The sequence below is a fragment of the Nocardia cyriacigeorgica genome, from assembly GCF_010858045.1.
Taxonomy (GTDB): Bacteria; Actinomycetota; Actinomycetes; order Mycobacteriales; family Mycobacteriaceae; genus Nocardia; species Nocardia cyriacigeorgica_E.
On record NZ_JAAGVC010000273.1, the window covers coordinates 1 to 303 of the forward strand.

General features: G+C 71.6%; 1 pseudogene. It reads right to left on the reverse strand.

Annotated elements, in window-relative coordinates:
* A pseudogene (locus GV790_RS29680) lies at positions 1 to 303 on the reverse strand (histidine kinase); the annotation flags it as partial.

Sequence of the window (303 nt, forward strand, 5' to 3'; positions counted from 1 at the left end):
GGCATGGGGTGCCCGACGAGGTCGGGGTCGGTCGCAACGAGGACGGTGCCGTCCGCGTCGGCGAGTGTGACGCTGGACGCACCCGACACCGACCGCACCGATTCAGCGACCACCGGCAGGGCAGAGCGCAGCCGCGGCTGGGCGGCCGGGATCAATTCCCGCACGGTCGGGTTGGCGGCGAGTGTCTCCGCCGCGGCGAGCACCCGACGGCTCTCATTGCGCTGAAACGCCTGTGCGGACTGGGCCAGCGAGACGGCGACGACGCCGGTCAGCACGCCGACGATGATGAGCAGCTGCAACACC